Raw genomic sequence first — 15,691 nt, forward strand, 5'->3', positions numbered from 1 at the left:
CTGCGGCGGTTCCACTGCGCAAGAGCGCTCCGATCGTGCTAGTTTCACAAGTGATGCATTTCGTCGAACCTTCCCGAGAAGTACTGGCCGAAACCCTGCTGGCGGCCGGGCCTGACTCCCCCACGCTCTGCGAAGGGTGGTTGACCCGGGATCTTGCCGCGCACTTATACCTGCGGGAGCGGAAGATCGCCGTGGGCTTGGGGCTCCTGATTCCCAGCTTGGGCAAGGCTTCCGAAAAGGCCACCTCCAAGCTGGCAGAGAAGCTGAAAAGCTCAGATGCCTATGCGGAGCTCGTCAAAACCTTCCGAGCCGGCCCACCAGCGCTCTCCCCGTTGAAGATCAAAGCCCTCGATGAGACGTCAAACCTCATTGAGTACTTTGTGCACACTGAGGACATTCGACGTGCAGGTGACCGGTGGGCGCCCCGCGCCCTGGATGAGGCCTATTCGGATGCCCTTTGGGACGAACTCATCAAACGGGCTGCTTTCCTCTACCGCGGCGTGGACCTCGGCATTGTGCTGGTTCGGCCCACCGGCCCCCGGCACGTAGCCAAACGTGCTCCCGTCTCAGTTGCAATCGTTGGCGAGCCCGGCGAGCTGCTCATGCATGCGCATGGGCGCACCAGCCAGGCCCTGGTCACCTTCGAAGGCCAGCCGGACGCCGTCGCGCTGTTGCAGTCCGCGGACATCGGCCTTTAAGTAGCAACGCGGGGTCACTTCTGGCCCTTCCCGAGGGAAATAAGGGGCCAGAAGTGACCCCGCGTTACTTTAAGGCTCAGCGAACCTCGAAGCCCGCCTCACGGATCGCGGTCTTGACTTGGGCGATCATGTCATCCGGCCCAAAGTGGAACACCGACGCCGCCAGTACTGCGTCAGCGCCTGCCTCTACGGCGGGCGGGAAATGCGCAGGCACCCCGGCCCCGCCTGAAGCGATGATCGGAATGTTCACGGCGGCACGAACCAGACGGATCAGTTCGAGGTCGAAACCATCCTTGGTGCCGTCGGCGTCGATGGAGTTGAGCAGGATTTCTCCCACACCCCGGTCGGCTGCTTCTTTGGCCCAGGCGATGGCGTCGATTCCAGTACCGGTTCGGCCACCGTGGGTGGTTACTTCAAAACCCGACGACGTCGGCTGGTCACCGTCGCGGGTACGGCGCGCGTCCACGGAGAGAACCAGCACCTGCGAGCCAAAGTGACGGGTGATCTCGTCAATGACGTCGGGCCGGGCAACGGCAGCTGTGTTGATGGACGCCTTGTCCGCACCAAAGCGCAGGAGCTTGTCCACCTCTGCCACACCGCGGACGCCTCCGCCCACGGTCAGCGGTATGAACACTTCCTCGGCGGTGCGGCGTACGACATCGAACGTGGTTTCCCGGTTACCGGAGGACGCCGTGACGTCCAGGAACGTCAGTTCGTCAGCCCCGCCATTGTCGTACCGGTGCGCGAGTTCCACCGGATCACCGGCGTCGCGAAGGCCTTCGAAGTTGACGCCCTTGACGACGCGGCCTGCATCGACATCCAGGCAAGGGATGACGCGTACGGCTACGGCCATGTGCTGCTCCTAATCAATTCTGAACTCTGCACGTTGATGCGCGTTGTGATGATGCTGCGCCGGATCAGATCCGGCAGGCGTGGATGCTGCTGACCAGGATGGCACGCGCGCCGAGGTCGTACAGTTCGTCCATGATGCGGTTGGTTTCCTTCTTGGGAACCATGGACCGCACGGCAACCCACTCGGAATCCCGCAACGGCGACACCGTGGGTGATTCCAGACCCGGGGTCAGGGCCGCTGCGGCTTCCACCAGGTCCTTCCGGATGTCGTAGTCCATCAGCACGTACTGGCGTGCCACGAGTACACCCTGCAGGCGCCGGATGAGGATTTCGATTTCCTTGGCGGTGCCATTGGCCGCACCACCCGAACCGGAGCGGCGGATCAGCACGGCTTCGGATTTCAGGATGGGATCGCCAAAGATTTCCATGCCGGCGGCTTTGAGGGTGTTCCCGGTTTCAACGACGTCGGCAATAGCATCCGCGACGCCCAGACGTACGGAGGATTCCACGGCACCGTCAAGGCGGACAACCTTGGCATTGACGCCGCGCTCAGCGAGGTAATCCCGCAGGAGGGCGTCGTAGCTGGTGGCGAGGCGCTTGCCTTCAAGCTGTTCGACGCCGGCAAAGTCGCCAACGGGACCCGCGAAACGGAAAGTTGACGGGGCAAAGCCCAGCGGAAGTATTTCCTCGGCTTCCACCTTCGCGTCGAGCAGGAGGTCCCTGCCGGTGATGCCGACGTCCAGGGTTCCCTGACCGACGTACACGGCGATGTCGCGGGGGCGGAGGAAGAAGAATTCAATGTCATTGTCCGGGTCAACCATGACCAGTTCGCGGGTATCGCGGCGCTGGCGGTAACCGGCCTCGGACAACATTGCCGAGGCGGCTTCGGACAGGGATCCCTTGTTGGGGACTGCTACACGGAGCATTGGGGGACTTTCTTGTTGGAATGGAGGTTTTCAGGCACCTTGGCCACGCAGGGGGCTCCGCAACAGGCAAGCGGAGTGGCGTGGCTATAGATGCTTGTAAACGTCTTCCAGGCTGAGGCCCTTGGCGAGCATGAGGACCTGCAGGTGGTACAGCAACTGGGAAATCTCCTCAGCGGCGGCTTCGTCCGATTCGTACTCTGCGGCCATCCAGACTTCGGCGGCCTCTTCGACCACCTTCTTGCCAATGCCATGGATTCCGGAGTCCAGTTCGGCAACCGTGCGCGAACCTGCCGGGCGGGTCGCTGCTTTCTCACTCAGTTCTGCGAACAGCGTCTCGAAATTCTTCACGCCCTCCAGACTACTTGCTCCGGGGCAACCACCGCTTGTTGGGGCGTTGCATGACGAAGGGGATGTGAGTGAAGACACACTCACATCCCCCACAACAGCAAGCGCTTCTAGCTGAACTGCTTCAGTGTCACAGCCGTGGCGAGGGCAGCGGTTACTGCTTCGTGGCCCTTGTCTTCCTTGGAGCCCGGAAGGCCCGCCCGGTCGATGCCCTGCTGTTCGGTGTCGCAGGTGAGGACGCCGAAACCAACCGGCACTCCTGTGCGAACGCTGACGTCGGTGAGTCCCGACGTCGCGGCCTGGCAGACGTAGTCGAAGTGCGGCGTTCCGCCGCGGATAACCACACCGAGGGCTACGACGGCGTCGAAGTGCGGCGCGAGCCTGGCCGCGGCAACCGGAAGCTCAAAGCTTCCCGGAACCCGGAGCAGCGTTGGTTCGGCGATGCCGGCTTCCTTGGCTGCGCGAAGGGCACCGTCAACCAGTCCGTCCATGATCTGTGTGTGCCAGCTCGCGGCCACAATGGCGAGCTTCAGTTGGGAAGTTTCTTCCGGGTTAAGGGTGGTGAGGTCAATAGTGGGCGCGCCGTGTCCGCTCATGTTTACTGGGAATCCGTTCGGTCTTGGTTGTTGTCAAAGGGGTGGGGTGCCGACGTCTTGCCGTTGGTGACGGGCTCGACGTCGAGGGCAAGCCTGTGGTCCATCCGGTCTTTCTTGGTCTGCAGATAGCGGAGGTTTTGTTCGCGGGAAGGCACCTCGGTGGGCACCATCTCCACAACCGTGACTCCGGCTTGGGCAAGGCGGTTTTGCTTGTCGGGGTTGTTGCTCAGCAACCGGACCTCGTGGAGTCCCATTTCCGCCAGAATCTGGCCTGCCGCCGTGTAGGAACGCGCGTCAACTGGCAAACCGAGCTGCTCGTTGGCCTCCACGGTGTCAAAGCCGGCTTCCTGCAGCGCGTACGCCTTGATTTTGTTGGCCAGCCCGATGCCCCTGCCCTCTTGGCCGCGCAGGTAGAGCAGTGTCCCGCCCTCTGCGTGGATGAGCTCCAAGGCAAAGGCCAACTGCTCTCCGCAGTCACAGCGGTAAGAACCGAACACGTCACCGGTCAGGCATTCCGAATGCAGCCGTACCAGCGGCGCGCGGCCGTCCTTGGGCGGGTTGGGTGAACTCACGGCAAGGTGCTCATGGCCGGTCTCAAGGTCCGTCCACGCCTGTGCCACGAAATCCCCAAAAGCCGTAGGCAGTTGCACGATCGGTCCACCGCTGACTGGGTGCGGTCCGGGGCCAGTGTGGTCACTGCTGCGTGTGGTCGATGCGGTCATCGCTTCTCCTCGTCCTCCTGTGAAACATGTGCCGCCCGGGACTCTACCGCCTCAACATATGACACCAGGTCCTCGATGGAGATGAGGGGGCATCCATGGTCAGCGGCGAAGTCGCGCAGGCTGTCCAGCCGCATCATTTCACCGTCATCATGTACCAACTCTGCGATCACACCCACCGGAGCCAGCCCGGCGAGACGACACAGGTCCACGGCAGCCTCCGTGTGACCTGGGCGTTCACGCACTCCCCCCTTAACCGCCCGCAACGGGAAAATATGCCCGGGGCGGGTGATCGAGGCCGGAGTGCTGCTTGGATCCGCGAGGATCCGGGCCGTCAATGCACGGTCAGTGGCCGAGATTCCGGTGCTGACACCGATCGCTGCATCGCAGGAAACAGTGTAGGCGGTGCCTTTGGCGTCCTCGTTGATCTCCACCATGGGCGGCAGAATGAGGGCGTCCGCCCGCTCTCCCTCCAAGGGAACGCAGATGACGCCGGATGAATAGCGGATGGTCCATCCCATCAGCGCCGGCGTTGCGTGTTCGGCAGCGAAGATGATGTCGCCTTCGTTCTCACGATCCTCGTTGTCCACCACGATCACGGCTTGGCCTGCGGCCATGGCAGCGATGGCCGATTCAACAGGATCGAGCCCGGTTCGTCCCGCGCCGGCCGGAGTTGTCTTGGCAGGAGCGCTCATCAGTTGCCCCCCTGCCGGGGCGCGAAGGACAGAAGGCGTTCGGTGTACTTGGCCAGCACATCAACTTCGATGTTCACCCGGCCTCCCACCGCTTTGGCACCCAGGCCTGTTTCTTCCAGCGTGGTGGGAATCAGCCCCACTTCAAACCACGGTGCCGCTTCGGCGGCAGGACTGACAGCGGTCACGGTCAGTGAGACACCGTCGACGGCGATCGAACCCTTCTCGGCGATGTAGCGCGCCAACGTGACTGGCACACCGAACCGGAGCCGGTCCCAGTTTCCCAGCGGCTCACGTTCCAGCAACTCACCAACACCGTCCACATGGCCCTGGACGACATGCCCGTCCAGCCGTCCGCCGGCGGGTACGCAGCGTTCCAGGTTGACAGCGTCGCCCGCCGCCAGCCCACCGATGGTGGTCCGGACCAAGGTTTCGCCCATGACATCCACGCTGAAGTCCTGGCCGTCGATCTCAGTGGCTGTGAGGCACACCCCGTTGACGGCGATGGAACCACCCAGAGGCAATCCTTCCGCCGTGGTGGGGGCTTTGAGACGCAGTGTTGCGCTGGTATCGCCGTCATGTTCAATGCCCAGCACAGTGCCTTGCTCAGCAATGATTCCCGTAAACATCAGTTTCCTCCTGTGAGATGGTCCGCAGCTTCACTGTGAGAAACCACATTCTGCGAAACCGAATTCGTGATGGTGCTGGCGGCACGCCGCGGGGAACGCAGGTGCAGCCGAAGGTCGTTACCGAGAACCCGGACAGCGCCGCCACCGGCGTCGTCCCAAGACCAGCGCTGGGCCTCTGCCAGCGTGGTGATACCGAGGTCGTTGAGGGCCGGAGTTCCGGATCCAAGCAATGTGGGTGCCAGATAGACGATCAGTTCGTCCACCAGGTCCGCTGCAAGGAACGTACTCAGAATCGAGGAGCCGCCTTCCACCATGAGGTGCCGGACTCCCTGTTCGAACAGGGAGTCCAAGGCTTCCGCAGGATCGCGGGTTGGCAGGTGGACGAAACGCCCGTCCGTTCCGCGGACTGCAGCATCCGCGGGGACTTCCCGAAGGCCCATGACCACGCGGAGGGGCTGGTGGGCGGCAAGCCCGCCGTCGGGTGCCCGGGCCGTCAGGCGCGGGTTGTCGATCAGCACTGTGCCGGTGCCCACGAGGATTGCGTCGATGAGTCCCCGCAGTCCGTGATTGTCGGCAAGTGACTCCGGACAGGAGATCCACTGGCTCGTGCCGTCCACAGCAGCAATTCTGCTGTCCAGGGTCTGGGCGATATGCAAGGTAACGAAGGGACGCTTTGCTGCAACGGCGTCGAACCAGTCACGGTTCAGGTCCAGCGCCTTCCCGCGTTCCAGCCCGGAGCTGACCTCAACACCGGCGGCGGTGAGAGTCCGCGCACCGCCCGCGGCGGGGTCATGGGGATCGTCGACGGCGTAAATCACCCTCGCGATTCCCGCGTCAATGATGGCTTGGGCGCAGGGCCCGGTTCGACCCACGTGGTTGCAGGGCTCCAGAGTGACAACCATGGTGGTCCCGGCGGTGTCGATGCCCTTCTTCCGGGCTTCGGAAATAGCATCGGCTTCAGCATGGGCCGTTCCCGCGCCTCGGTGATAACCGGTGGCCAGCTGCTCGCCCTGCGGACTGAGGATGACCGCCCCTACCAACGGGTTGGCTCCCCGGGGACCGGCAAGGGCAGCCTTCAGGGCGGCCTCCATGGCCGTAGTTTCCGCTGCGGTGTAGGGCGAGTTGGTGAAGCTCACTGGACAGCTCCCGCGGAGACGGTTGCCACTGGCGGCCCGGCATCGGGGCCGGTGCGTTCGCGCTTTTCGGCCCGCCACCACACAAAGAACCCGGTCAGGGTGAAGAAGCCGTAGAACAAGTACATCACTGCGCTGGCGTAGTAGCCCGCACTGAACAGCAGCGGCACGCCCACAATGTCAACGGCCACCCAGATCAGCCAGAATTCGGTCCACCCACGTGCCATGCCATATGTTGCCAGCAGCGATCCCATAAAGGTCCAGGCGTCGGCCCAGACGGGCGGGTAGGAACCCAGCGAGTCGAACAGGGGCGTCAAGGCCGCTGTGCCGGCCACCATGGCGCCAATCAGCGCTATCCGGACCTTGGTGCTGGCCCAGCCTGGGACGATTGCCCGCCCTTGGGCGCTCGATTGCCGGCCCTGCTGCCAGCGGTACCAGCCATAGACGGCCACAGCGATGAACATGATCTGGCGCGCGGCCTGTCCCCACAGCGTGGCCGGCGCTGCTGCGCCAAAGACGTTGCCCAGGAATACCGTGAGCAGGAGGATGTTACCGACAATGCCGACTGGCCATGCCCAGACTTTACGGCGCATACCGCCGAGGGCGCTGAGTAGCCCAAAGATGTTTCCAAGCACTTCGCGTAAGACAAGAGCAGATCCTCCAACGGGGATCTGTGCTTCGAAGAGCCATCGCAGTAAGTCCATGCCGTTCCTTCCCAGTAAGCCGCGATGACTCCGGGGGTGTACGACAGCGCAATGCCGGGCGTCGCAAAAGCGTCGCCCAAGGCATGACTGTACGTGCTTCTCCCATCCAGACTTTAACTGTCGGTACCGGAATTTCACCAGTTCAACCGTCTGCCACCGAACATCCAATTTCTTGGAAGCCAGTGGCTCGCGGGTCGCGGACTATAACCGCCGGTTCGGACTTACACCGACCCCGGAGCACGTATGTGTGTTGTTATTCTGCCACAACTACAAAGATGGCCCGGCTATTCCCGGGCCATTTTCGTAACATGTGGTGACGGCGTTCAGGAGTTTGTGCGAGCAGCGGCCTGACCCGCTGCACGGAGCCGATCGATCGCCGCTGCGGGATCCTGATGCCCGTAAACTGCCGAGCCCGCCACGAAGACGTTCGCTCCGGCTTCAGCCGCCCGCACGATGGTTTCCTCAGTGATGCCACCGTCCACCTGGATGGCGACGCCAATGCCCGAGCCCTCGATAGCTGCCCGCGCACGCCGGATCTTGGGCAAGGTGATGTCCAAGAATGACTGTCCCCCGAATCCGGGCTCCACCGTCATGATCAAGAGCATGTCCAGTTCGCTGAGCATGTCCAGGTAAGGCTCAACGGGCGTGGCCGGACGCAGGGCCATACCGGCTTTGGAGCCCCTGGCGCGCAGTTCGCGCGCCAGCTTCACCGGCGCCATGGCAGCTTCGGCGTGGAACGTCACCGAAGCGACGCCGGCGTCCGCGTAGGCAGGTGCCCAGCGGTCGGCGTCGGAAATCATCAAATGCGCGTCCAGCGGAACCGGGCTGACTGCTTGAATCCTTTGCACCACTGGCAGGCCCAGCGTCAGGTTAGGGACAAAATGGTTGTCCATGACGTCCACGTGGACGGCATCCGCATTGCTGATCCGCTGCAGTTCCGCCTCAAGGTTGACGAAATCCGCTGACAGAATGCTCGGGTTGATACAGCACTGAGACAAAGCAGCCCCTTCGGGTCGGTGGTTGTTGTGGCCCTTGCGGCTACGGCTTCTTGCGGATGATTGCCATGAACATGGCATCCGTTTGGTGAACGTGCGGCCACAACTGGGCCGTGAGCTCGTGACCGGCGTCAAGAGTGTCGGTCAGGCTGACGTTGTCCAGCGCCTGCCCGGCATCGAGCAGTTCAAGGTCCGCACGTTTGGCCAGCACGTCAGTGACAACGGCTGTGGTTTCGGCCGGATGCGGCGAACACGTCACGTAGGCCACCACGCCGCCGGGCTTGACGGCATCAAGCGCGGACTTCAACAAGTCACGCTGCAAGGGGCCCAGGTCCCCGATGTCCTTGGGTGAGCGGCGCCACCGTGATTCCGGTCGCCTCCGCAAGGCACCAAGGCCACTGCACGGTACGTCCACCAGCACGCGGTCAAAAGTCTCAGGCTGCTCTGCACCCACTTCGCGGCCATCGCCGGTCCGCACAGTCCAAGCTTCGTCCGGCACAGCGGACAGTGCTTGCTGGACAAGTTTCGCCCGGTGCGGTGCCGGCTCGTTGGCCAGGAGTGTGGCGCCGTCGCGGTAGGCCAAGGCAGCCAGGAGCGCGGCCTTGCCACCTGGGCCAGCGCACAAATCCAACCATCGCTCGCCCTGCGCAGGAGAGCCGCCCAGCTCGACTCCGGCCAAAGCACGGGCCACCAGTTGGGATCCCACGTCCTGGACGCGTGTGGTACCGCGCCGGACCGATTCAAAACGTCCGAGGTCCCCGCCGGCAGACAGAGCTGAATCCTCTACCAACTCACCGGCTGTGGCCCCATTCTCGAATGCCTCATCCAGGTTTCCCAGATCAGGCAACGCCACGAGGTTGACCACCGGGGCCGCGTTATCGGCCTCCAAGAGGGCGTCAATCTCGGTTTTGGGGCGCCCATGGTTCACCAAGGATTGACGAAGTGCCCGGACAATCCATTCCGGGTGGGCGTGGCGCAGGGCAGCGATCTTGGTCTCGTCGGATTCGCCATCCAGCAGAATCTCCAGCCACTCCCCCATGCTGTGGGCCGTCACCTTGCGAAGTACTGCGTTGATGAGGGCGGAGGGGCCGGCTCCGATGACCGCGCGCGCCAAGCCGACAGTCTGGTCCAGCGCCGCATGTGCGGGAACGCGCATGGAAAGCAACTGGTGCGCGCCAATCCGCAAGGCATCCAGGATGGCAGGATCCAGTTGTTCCAAGGGACGGTCCACGCAACGGGCCAGGATGGCATCGTAGGTACCTTGGCCACGCAAGGCCCCGTAGCTCAACTCAGTGGCAAAGCCGGCATCCCGACGGTCCAGGCGGTGCTCCCGGATACGTGCCGGCAGCACAAGGTTTGCGTAAGCATCTTCCGAAGCAACGGCGCGGAGCACTTCGAAAGCCACGAGTCGGGCAGGATCAGCGCGGCGCGTACGCTGCGACGGAGCGTTAGTGGTGAAGCCCCTCTGCGGTCCTCTGTTTCGCTCCCGGCCTTGGGCGTTGCGTTTGCTGTCGCCGCCGGCACCGCGATTGCCCTGTGAGCCTCGGTTTCCTGCCCCGCCGCCGTCCCGGCTCCCGCTGTTGTTGGGGCCTCGCCGGCCGGACTCGCTCATTCGAATACCACTCTCTCGGGTGTTGCCAAGCCGCGCGCCCAATCGGCAGACGACATCATTTTCTTACCGGCCGGTTGGATCCGGCCAAGCTCCACTGCATGGGATCCTGTGCCCACCAGGACTGATTTGCCATCCACCCGGAGGTGTCCAGGGTGAACATCCTTGACGTCGGGCCGGAGCGCTACTGGCTCCAGTTTGATCCGCTGGCCCTCCAAGGTGGTCCAGGCTCCGGGTTCAGGGGTAACACCGCGCGCACGGCGGTTCAAGGCAAGGGCAGGCTGCTGCCAGTCCAGGCGTGCGTCATCGAGGGTCAGCTTGGGGGCAAGGGAGATCTCCCCCTCCTGCGGCTGAGGAGCAGCCTGGCCGGCGTCGATTGCCGACAGCGTCTGGCTCAGCAGTACAGCACCGCTGATGGACAGCCGCTCCAAGAGATCACCTGCGGTGTCCCCGGGGCGAACTGTCTCAGTAAGTGTCCCGAAAACGGGACCGGTATCCAAGCCTTCTTCGAGCTGGAAAGTAGCAGCCCCGGTGACGTCGTCGCCCGCGATGAGGGATCGCTGAACGGGCGCAGCACCGCGCCATGCGGGGAGGAGCGAAAAGTGCAGGTTGACCCAGCCGTGCTTTGGGACATCCAAGGCAGCCTTGGGAACGATGCCACCATAAGCAACGATTGCGGCGACGTCGGGTGCGAATTCCGCGATTTTGGCTGTGGTCCCGGCATCAACCTTTGCTGCGCGAATGACCTCGATGCCGAGCTCCATGGCTCGTGCAGCCACCGGAGAAGGAGTCAGGACGCGTTTGCGACCCACCGGCGCATCCGGCCGGGTGAGGACAGCAACGATCTCGAAGCCCGCTCTAACCAGAGCATTCAACGACGGCACAGCCACAGCAGGGGTTCCTGCGAAAAGGACCCTCACTCGGGAACTCCGAAGCTGCCGCCCCCGAAGCTGGATCCCACGGAATGAGCGCGCTGGGAGGTGGTCTGCTCCGTAATAGCGTGGTAATTGGCGTTCCGGATGGCCCGGAGGGCGGCCTTACGGTCATCGCCTTCCAACCTGTCCGTGTAGAGGACCCCGTCAAGGTGATCTGTCTCGTGCTGGAAACAGCGGGCCAGCATGCCCTCTGCCTCCACCGACACCGGATCTCCGTTCAGGTCCACGCCGGTAACCTTGGTGGCTTTGAAGCGGCGCACCGGGAAGCCCAAACCGGGGATGGACAGGCAGCCCTCTACTTCGTCCGGCTGGAAATCTTCACTGTTCTCCAGGACCGGGTTGATGATGTGGCCTTCCACTCCCCCGATCCGGTAGGTAAACACCCGCTGGCTGACGCCCACCTGCGGGGCAGCGAGGCCGGCTCCATCAACGTCTTCCATGGTTTCCGTCATGTCAGCTACCAGCTTGGCGAGCTCCGGTCCGAAATCGGTAACGGGGTCAGCTACGGTGCGCAGCACCGGGTCCCCGATGATTCGGATACTCAAAATTGCCATGTGCTGTCAGTCCTCACGATCGTCAAACCAGGTTCCGGGTGTTGCGGAGCCTAAGCCAGTTTAGTTGAGGTCATGGCTCCCGCAGGTGCTGCGCCGGCTGATGCGAAGACCGGCGGAGCAACAGGCAGCAACGGCTGCCCGGCCGCCACAACGTCCGCAGACATTTCCCACACCCTCCGAAGAGCGCAGAACTTCCACCAATGGTGTTTGAGTATCTCCGGGTTGGCCCGCTGCGGCCTGACTTCGGTCTCGCCGATGGCTACTGCAAGCAGCATCGGGCTATCACCGTATTTCCACGGCTCCCACTCACCTGCGACCGGATCCACGAGGCTTTCTTCGGCCTTCATCCCCGCCGCGAGCTGCATGACCACTTTGTCATCCAGTGCTTTCACCGTCCCGTCCCGGGTGGTGCCTTTGGTTTTATAGTCAATCAGGCAGATGCGGCCGTTGATCCGTGCCACAAGGTCCAACGTTCCGGCGTACCCCACTGTCTTGTTCCAAACAGTGATCTCCGGCGCAAGGGGCTCCACCCGGTAGAGCTCCCACCACTCATCAAAGCGGGCAGCAAATGCCTGCTCGCCGTGGGCTGCTAGGTCCTCCCTGCACTCCTCCAAACGGTGCGGCCGCCCCATGGCCCGCAAAGCAACCTGTTCGCAGTATGTATGAACGCGATCCCCGCGTGCTGCAGCCGCATCCCGGTAAACCTCGGCGGCCTTGGAGGCTTTGTTGATTGCCTGACGGATTTTGGCCGGACTCCCAAGAATGGAAGCAAGCTCAGGATCTGCAGCCAGGCTGCTTGCTCCCATGTAACTGAACCACCCATCCAAGGCATGCGCCTGTTGTCCGATCACCGTGGTGATGGACGGCACGGAAAAATGCTCAGTTGTGGAACGGGCGTACATCCGGCCGTAGTCAGTAGCGTGGGCAAGCAGTGGAGCAGTCATACAAAGACTGTGTCACAGAGGACCGACAGAATTCATCCGCGGAAAGATCAGCGCGAGCTGCTCCGGGGAAAGCCTGGCGAGCTTGCCTGCGAGGATGGGTGAGGTCAGGGCCAGCTCCCCAAAAGGCAAAGCGGGGCTCGCGTCAGCCGAAGGCTCATCCGATTCGTCGTGTTCGTGCATGCTGATGGGTGCCGCGACCATGTTGTTCGTGACGCCAAACGCGTCATGAGGAAGATCACCGCAGGACTTCGGCACAGTTGGAGGGCAAAAGAAAAACCCCGCTTGAACCGGGCCGATTACTCGAGCCGATCAGTCCAAACGGGGTTCATTCATGTCAAACCGGTGGTGGGCGATACTGGGTTCGAACCAGTGACCTCTTCGGTGTGAACGAAGCGCGCTACCACTGCGCCAATCGCCCGGTGCATAGAAAACACTAACGGACCATTGCCGGAATGCAAAACGGATCACGGCGTCCTGCCCGGCGCCGAAGTCCGAGCGAACTACAACGGTGGAATTACAGCGATGAAACTTCGCCGGAACCGCGTAAATACAAGGATCCAGCCACCTGCATCATCGAAAGCAGGCTACCGATTTGGAGTTTGCAGCAACCTCCTATAGAGTTTTTACTCGTCGGAAAGCGACGGAATGCCTGAGAGGCTGCCCGCCGAAACGACACTGCGGACGTAGCTCAGCTGGTAGAGCACCACCTTGCCAAGGTGGATGTCGCGAGTTCGAATCTCGTCGTCCGCTCGCAAGGCACTGTCAAGGCAAGAATTCCTCGGAATCCTGCTTACACGGTGGGTTGGCCGAGAGGCGAGGCAGCGGCCTGCAAAGCCGTATACACGGGTTCGAATCCCGTACCCACCTCGGTGAAAACCATGTCTTCCAGCATTTGGCTGGATGCATGGGCGATTGGCGCAGCGGTAGCGCGCTTCCCTGACACGGAAGAGGTCACTGGTTCGATCCCAGTATCGCCCACCAGAACAAGGCAACTTGTTTGTTGTTGAAGGCCAGGCATCTGCCGGGCAGACAACATGTGCGGACGTAGCTCAGCTGGTAGAGCACCACCTTGCCAAGGTGGATGTCGCGAGTTCGAATCTCGTCGTCCGCTCTCCTATTGAAGGACCCGGTAACGGGCGATTGGCGCAGCGGTAGCGCGCTTCCCTGACACGGAAGAGGTCACTGGTTCGATCCCAGTATCGCCCACCACAACAAGGCAACTTGTTTGTAGTTGTAAGCCAGGCATGTGCCCGGCAGACAACATGTGCGGACGTAGCTCAGCTGGTAGAGCACCACCTTGCCAAGGTGGATGTCGCGAGTTCGAATCTCGTCGTCCGCTCCAGAATAAAAAAAGCAGCTCTCCGGAGCTGCTTTTTTTATGCCCGGATTCGGCGAATTCTCAATTCATTATGGGAAGTAACCGGTACCCCTCGGAAGAAGTCGCTTTATCTCATGTGATTCGGCTCGCATAATGTACTGCGAGCTCATCACCGTTCCACGCCAACCGGCAGGAGTACCCCCATGAACCAACAGATTGCTTCCCAGTCTGTCCTGAGGCGCAAGCCAATCGACGATATCGAGGAAGAAAACAAACACAGCGGGCTTTTTAAGAGTCTTGGCCTCTGGCAACTCACAGCGATTGGTGTGGGCGGAATTATCGGCGTCGGCATCTTTTCGCTGGCCGGACTGGTAGCCCACGGCAGCGACAGCAGCCCGGGCGTGGGTCCCGCTGTTCTCTTCTCATTCCTGATCGCCGGCCTCGCTTCGGCCGCAGCGGCGTTGTCCTACGCCGAGTTTGCAGGCATGATTCCCCGTGCCGGATCCGCCTATACCTACGGCTACGTGGCCTTGGGAGAAATCATCGGCTGGTTCATCGGCTGGGACCTCTTGCTGGAATACATCGCCATTGTGGCAGTGGTGGCAATCGGCATCTCCGGCTATTTTGATGCGTTCCTTTCCGGAATCGGAATCCATATGCCTACCTGGATGACGTCAACGGCAGATGAGGGCAAGGGCGGCATCATCAACCTCCCCGCCATCCTCGTCTGCCTCCTGGTGACCTGGATCCTCAGCCGCGGCACCAAGGCGTTTGGCCGCTTTGAACTGGTGGCCGTTGCCATCAAGGTCATCCTGATCCTGTTCATCATCGGCCTGGGCATTTTCTACATCAACACCGAGAACTACAACCCGTTCATGCCCAGCGGCTTCGGACCGGTCCTGGCCGGGGCAGCAACTGTCTTCTTCGCGGTCTTCGGATACGACGCCATGAGCACCGCGGCGGAAGAGGCCAAGGACGGCAAGAAGCACATGCCCAAGGCCATCATCCTGTCGCTGATTGTGGCCATGCTGCTGTACGTCGCCGCAACACTCGTGCTCACCGGCATGCAGAACTACAAGGACATCGATCCCACCGCAGGTTTCGCTTCAGCGTTCACCGGCGTCGGATTGCCTGTCATCGCCACCATCATTTCGGTCTTCGCGGTCCTGTCCATCCTCACCGTGATGCTGACCTTCCTGCTCGGCGTCACCCGCGTGTGGTTCTCCATGAGCCGTGACGGCCTGCTGCCGGGCTGGTTTGCCAAGACTGACAAGCATGGCACTCCGCAGCGCGTCACATGGATCGCCGGTGTTGCCTCGGCGTTCCTTGCCGGCGTCTTCCCCATCAAGGAAGTTGCCGACCTCACGAACATCGGCATCCTGGCTGCCTTTGTGGTGGTCTGCATTTCCGTGATCGTTTTCCGTTACACCAAGCCCAACGCGCCGCGCACGTTCCGCCTGCCCTTCATGCCGGTGGTGCCCGCCTTCGGCGTCCTGGCATCGGCGTTCCTCATGTTCCAGCTTCACTGGGAAACCTGGGTCCGGTTCGGCGCATGGCTGGTCATCGGCCTGATTATCTACTTTGCCTACGGTCGCCGGCACTCCCTCATGAACCCCAACAGCCCACGCCACCAGGTGGAAAGTAAGCCGTTGGCGTAGTTTGCCCACAGGCGTCCACTGAACCCTTGGCACCTCGGAAAACTGGTGTTAGGGTCGGACGCGGAGGAGCGATCTGGCTCCGCGATGGAAGGGAGGTGCCCGTGGGTTTAATTGACGACCTGAAGGGCAAGGCTCAGGGTCTCATTCAAGGCAACGAAGAAGCCATCAAGAATGGCATCGACAAGGCCGGGGATTTTGTGGATCAGAAGACCGGCGGCAAGTACGCCGGCCACGTCGACAAAGTCCAGAATGCCGCTTCCGATTTCGTGGCCAAGAACGACGGAAAGCCTGGAACGGCTCCCGTCACGGATGAGCCGAAGCAGCCATAGCTGCCTGAGCCGCCGCACCAGATACGTCAAGGGGGCACCGGTCCCGCCGCGAGGC

18 protein-coding genes, 7 tRNA genes and 1 riboswitch are annotated in these 15,691 nt (G+C 62.1%); of the genes, 9 read left to right on the forward strand and 16 right to left on the reverse strand.

The genetic code is table 11. The features are described from left to right. Positions 1 to 53: 53 nt before the first annotated feature. Entirely contained in the window at positions 54 to 698 is a 645-nt protein-coding gene (locus tag AR689_RS01810) for a TIGR03085 family metal-binding protein (protein WP_062065945.1), read from the forward strand. Positions 699 to 774: 76 nt separating this feature from the next. Here AR689_RS01810 and hisF read toward each other — a convergent pair whose 3' ends face one another. From hisF to AR689_RS01890, 16 genes are all read right to left on the reverse strand, one after another. Then, positions 775 to 1,551 (reverse strand): imidazole glycerol phosphate synthase subunit HisF, encoded by a 777-nt coding sequence (hisF, locus tag AR689_RS01815; RefSeq protein WP_062065949.1) that lies wholly within the window; start codon positions 1,549 to 1,551, stop codon positions 775 to 777. 64 nt (positions 1,552 to 1,615) lie between these two features. After that, entirely contained in the window at positions 1,616 to 2,476 is an 861-nt protein-coding gene (hisG, locus tag AR689_RS01820; protein ID WP_062065953.1) for an ATP phosphoribosyltransferase, read from the reverse strand. 84 nt (positions 2,477 to 2,560) lie between these two features. Continuing rightward, complete coding sequence (locus AR689_RS01825; protein ID WP_018778638.1) at positions 2,561 to 2,824, reverse strand: phosphoribosyl-ATP diphosphatase; 264 nt, start codon at positions 2,822 to 2,824, stop codon at positions 2,561 to 2,563. A 107-nt stretch (positions 2,825 to 2,931) separates the two neighbouring features. Then, positions 2,932 to 3,417 carry a 6,7-dimethyl-8-ribityllumazine synthase gene (gene ribH / locus AR689_RS01830; protein WP_014921429.1) on the reverse strand — a complete coding sequence of 162 codons (486 nt, stop codon included), beginning with the start codon at positions 3,415 to 3,417 and terminating at the stop codon, positions 2,932 to 2,934. Between the two features lie 2 nt (positions 3,418 to 3,419). After that, positions 3,420 to 4,139 (reverse strand): GTP cyclohydrolase II, encoded by a 720-nt coding sequence (ribA, locus tag AR689_RS01835; protein ID WP_062065956.1) that lies wholly within the window; start codon positions 4,137 to 4,139, stop codon positions 3,420 to 3,422. After that, the gene (gene ribB / locus AR689_RS01840) at positions 4,136 to 4,831 is read right to left on the reverse strand and encodes a 3,4-dihydroxy-2-butanone-4-phosphate synthase (protein WP_082697737.1); all 696 of its coding nucleotides are present in this window, start codon (positions 4,829 to 4,831) and stop codon (positions 4,136 to 4,138) included. The genes ribA and ribB overlap by 4 nt, the downstream gene beginning before the upstream one ends. Beyond that, on the reverse strand, positions 4,831 to 5,457 hold the full coding sequence (locus AR689_RS01845; protein ID WP_062065959.1) for a riboflavin synthase: 627 nt from the start codon (positions 5,455 to 5,457) through the stop codon (positions 4,831 to 4,833). Before AR689_RS01845 ends, ribB begins: the two co-directional genes overlap by 1 nt. Then, a complete protein-coding gene (ribD, locus tag AR689_RS01850) occupies positions 5,457 to 6,548 on the reverse strand; it encodes a bifunctional diaminohydroxyphosphoribosylaminopyrimidine deaminase/5-amino-6-(5-phosphoribosylamino)uracil reductase RibD (RefSeq protein ID WP_197412790.1) in 1,092 nt (363 codons plus the stop codon). Before ribD ends, AR689_RS01845 begins: the two co-directional genes overlap by 1 nt. 41 nt (positions 6,549 to 6,589) lie before the next feature. Then, positions 6,590 to 7,294, reverse strand: coding sequence for a nicotinamide riboside transporter PnuC (gene pnuC / locus AR689_RS01855; RefSeq protein ID WP_062065965.1), 705 nt, complete (start codon positions 7,292 to 7,294; stop codon positions 6,590 to 6,592). Positions 7,295 to 7,383: 89 nt separating this feature from the next. Beyond that, a riboswitch (FMN riboswitch) is annotated at positions 7,384 to 7,539 on the reverse strand. A 78-nt stretch (positions 7,540 to 7,617) separates the two neighbouring features. Continuing rightward, a complete protein-coding gene (rpe, locus tag AR689_RS01860) occupies positions 7,618 to 8,292 on the reverse strand; it encodes a ribulose-phosphate 3-epimerase (RefSeq protein WP_062065968.1) in 675 nt (224 codons plus the stop codon). A 40-nt stretch (positions 8,293 to 8,332) separates the two neighbouring features. Next, positions 8,333 to 9,901, reverse strand: a complete 1,569-nt coding sequence (locus tag AR689_RS01865) for an RsmB/NOP family class I SAM-dependent RNA methyltransferase (RefSeq protein WP_062065972.1) — start codon at positions 9,899 to 9,901, stop codon at positions 8,333 to 8,335. Next, entirely contained in the window at positions 9,898 to 10,818 is a 921-nt protein-coding gene (gene fmt / locus AR689_RS01870) for a methionyl-tRNA formyltransferase (protein ID WP_062065975.1), read from the reverse strand. The genes AR689_RS01865 and fmt overlap by 4 nt, the downstream gene beginning before the upstream one ends. Then, positions 10,815 to 11,387, reverse strand: a complete 573-nt coding sequence (gene def / locus AR689_RS01875) for a peptide deformylase (RefSeq protein ID WP_062065978.1) — start codon at positions 11,385 to 11,387, stop codon at positions 10,815 to 10,817. The genes fmt and def overlap by 4 nt, the downstream gene beginning before the upstream one ends. A gap of 50 nt (positions 11,388 to 11,437) precedes the next feature. Further along, complete coding sequence (locus tag AR689_RS01880; protein ID WP_062065982.1) at positions 11,438 to 12,331, reverse strand: cytochrome; 894 nt, start codon at positions 12,329 to 12,331, stop codon at positions 11,438 to 11,440. A gap of 12 nt (positions 12,332 to 12,343) precedes the next feature. After that, positions 12,344 to 12,532 (reverse strand): hypothetical protein, encoded by a 189-nt coding sequence (locus tag AR689_RS01885; protein WP_062065985.1) that lies wholly within the window; start codon positions 12,530 to 12,532, stop codon positions 12,344 to 12,346. A gap of 142 nt (positions 12,533 to 12,674) precedes the next feature. After that, positions 12,675 to 12,749, reverse strand: a tRNA-Val gene (locus AR689_RS01890). A 259-nt stretch (positions 12,750 to 13,008) separates the two neighbouring features. On the opposite strand from AR689_RS01890, the gene AR689_RS01895 reads away from it, so the two are divergent. From AR689_RS01895 to AR689_RS01930, 8 genes are all read left to right on the forward strand, one after another. Next, positions 13,009 to 13,081, forward strand: a tRNA-Gly gene (locus tag AR689_RS01895). Between the two features lie 46 nt (positions 13,082 to 13,127). After that, positions 13,128 to 13,198: transfer RNA gene (locus AR689_RS01900), tRNA-Cys, on the forward strand. Between the two features lie 39 nt (positions 13,199 to 13,237). Next, positions 13,238 to 13,312, forward strand: a tRNA-Val gene (locus AR689_RS01905). Between the two features lie 57 nt (positions 13,313 to 13,369). Beyond that, positions 13,370 to 13,442 (forward strand) — tRNA-Gly (locus AR689_RS01910). Positions 13,443 to 13,465: 23 nt separating this feature from the next. Next, positions 13,466 to 13,540, forward strand: a tRNA-Val gene (locus tag AR689_RS01915). 57 nt (positions 13,541 to 13,597) lie between these two features. Then, positions 13,598 to 13,673 (forward strand) — tRNA-Gly (locus AR689_RS01920). A gap of 179 nt (positions 13,674 to 13,852) precedes the next feature. Then, positions 13,853 to 15,307, forward strand: a complete 1,455-nt coding sequence (locus AR689_RS01925) for an amino acid permease (RefSeq protein WP_062065989.1) — start codon at positions 13,853 to 13,855, stop codon at positions 15,305 to 15,307. A gap of 95 nt (positions 15,308 to 15,402) precedes the next feature. Further along, on the forward strand, positions 15,403 to 15,636 hold the full coding sequence (locus AR689_RS01930; RefSeq protein ID WP_082697739.1) for an antitoxin: 234 nt from the start codon (positions 15,403 to 15,405) through the stop codon (positions 15,634 to 15,636). Positions 15,637 to 15,691: the final 55 nt, after the last annotated feature.

Source organism: Arthrobacter sp. EpRS71 (assembly GCF_001512285.1).
Classification (GTDB): domain Bacteria; phylum Actinomycetota; class Actinomycetes; order Actinomycetales; family Micrococcaceae; genus Arthrobacter.

Coding starts and splice junctions, on each gene's coding strand:
- AR689_RS01810 (WP_062065945.1), top strand. CDS start 54: ATGCATTTCGTCGAACCTTCCCGAGAAGTACTGGCCGAAACCCTGCTG.
- hisF (WP_062065949.1), bottom strand. CDS start 1,551: ATGGCCGTAGCCGTACGCGTCATCCCTTGCCTGGATGTCGATGCAGGC.
- hisG (WP_062065953.1), bottom strand. CDS start 2,476: ATGCTCCGTGTAGCAGTCCCCAACAAGGGATCCCTGTCCGAAGCCGCC.
- ribH (WP_014921429.1), bottom strand. CDS start 3,417: ATGAGCGGACACGGCGCGCCCACTATTGACCTCACCACCCTTAACCCG.
- ribA (WP_062065956.1), bottom strand. CDS start 4,139: ATGACCGCATCGACCACACGCAGCAGTGACCACACTGGCCCCGGACCG.
- ribB (WP_082697737.1), bottom strand. CDS start 4,831: ATGAGCGCTCCTGCCAAGACAACTCCGGCCGGCGCGGGACGAACCGGG.
- AR689_RS01845 (WP_062065959.1), bottom strand. CDS start 5,457: ATGTTTACGGGAATCATTGCTGAGCAAGGCACTGTGCTGGGCATTGAA.
- ribD (WP_197412790.1), bottom strand. CDS start 6,548: ATGGAGGCCGCCCTGAAGGCTGCCCTTGCCGGTCCCCGGGGAGCCAAC.
- pnuC (WP_062065965.1), bottom strand. CDS start 7,294: ATGGACTTACTGCGATGGCTCTTCGAAGCACAGATCCCCGTTGGAGGA.
- AR689_RS01865 (WP_062065972.1), bottom strand. CDS start 9,901: ATGAGCGAGTCCGGCCGGCGAGGCCCCAACAACAGCGGGAGCCGGGAC.
- def (WP_062065978.1), bottom strand. CDS start 11,387: ATGGCAATTTTGAGTATCCGAATCATCGGGGACCCGGTGCTGCGCACC.
- AR689_RS01880 (WP_062065982.1), bottom strand. CDS start 12,331: ATGACTGCTCCACTGCTTGCCCACGCTACTGACTACGGCCGGATGTAC.
- AR689_RS01885 (WP_062065985.1), bottom strand. CDS start 12,532: ATGGTCGCGGCACCCATCAGCATGCACGAACACGACGAATCGGATGAG.
- AR689_RS01925 (WP_062065989.1), top strand. CDS start 13,853: ATGAACCAACAGATTGCTTCCCAGTCTGTCCTGAGGCGCAAGCCAATC.